The 1,215-nt window shown below is 79.7% G+C and carries 1 protein-coding gene; it reads right to left on the bottom strand.

What is annotated here, in order from left to right:
- A partial coding sequence (locus FA014_RS19505) for a S8 family serine peptidase (RefSeq protein WP_154731253.1) occupies positions 1 to 1,215 on the bottom strand: 1,215 nt, incomplete at both ends.

Below are 1,215 nucleotides of genomic sequence, written 5' to 3'. Positions count from 1 at the left end.
GCTCGCGGCGCTCGCCGCGAGCAGCACCACCGCGGTCCCGCCGATGCCCCACCACACCGCGCCCGCGCGCGCCCCGGCCAGCGGGTCCTCCCGCGGCGAGACGTCGACGGTCCGCACGTCCGCCGCCTGCGCGGCGGCGCGCCCGTGCACCGGGCTCGCCGGGCCGGGCGCGGTGCCGTCGTCGACGAACTCCAGCGCGGCGTCGGGGCGCACGACGCCCCAGCCGACCAGGTCGTCCCGCTCGCCGGGCTGGGCGCGGGCGGCGGTGACCTCGAGCCGGTACGCCCACTGCGCGGGGGTCTCCTCGGGGTACCGCTCGGCGAGCAGCGCGACCGCCGCGCTGACGTAGGCGGTCGCGAAGCTGGTGGAGGTGCCCTCCCCGGACAGCATGCAGTCGCCGGCCGCGTGGAACGTGGTGAGGACGTTGGTGCCCGGCGCCGCCACGTCGACGTGCGCGCCGTGGATCGCGTCACCGGCGGGCAGGTCGTCGACGTCGACCGCCGTCACCGCGAGCACCCCGTCGTACGCCGCCGGGTACCGAGGGCCGTCGGCCTCGTCGCTGCTGGTGTTCCGGTTGCCCGCGCTGGCCACGACGAGCGCGCCCGCCGCGGTCGCCCGCCGGACGGCGTCGGCCAGCGCCGGGGTGTCGTTCGGCGTGCTCATCGACACGTTGACCACCCGCGCGCCCGCGGCCACGGCGGCGTCGATGCCCGCGGCGAGCCGCGTCGCGTCCGGGGCGACGCCCTGCTCGCGGGCCTGGTCGTCGTCGGCGTAGTAGACGCGGACGGGCAGGATCGTGGCGGCGGGCGCGAGGCCGACGACGCCGGAACCCAGGTCGTCCCGCCAGCGGGCGGCGATCTGGCCGGCGACGGCCGTGCCGTGCCCCGCGGTGTCCGTGCGGCCCGCCGGGTCGCCGGCGACGCCGACCAGGTCGACCCCCGGGACGACGGCGTCGGTCAGGTGCGCGTTGCCGGGGTCCACCCCGGAGTCGACGACGGCGACGAGCACGCCCGCACCGGTGGCCGACCGCCACGCGCGCTCGGCGGCGAGGCGGGTCAGCGCCGGCGGGGCCTCGGCGACGTACTGGGTCTTCTCCTGCGTGCACTGGGTGGTCGTCGCGGCGGGGAGCCGCGCGGGAGGCGGACCGGCGAGCGCGACGCCGACGGCGGGCCCCGCCAGGAGGAGCGCGGCGGCGAGGCCGGCGAGGGCCGCTCG

Source organism: Cellulomonas hominis, from assembly GCF_005239125.1.
Lineage (GTDB): Bacteria > Actinomycetota > Actinomycetes > Actinomycetales > Cellulomonadaceae > Cellulomonas > Cellulomonas hominis_A.
The sequence above is the reverse complement of the archived record's forward strand: the minus strand, read 5'-3'. Positions and strand labels throughout refer to the sequence as shown.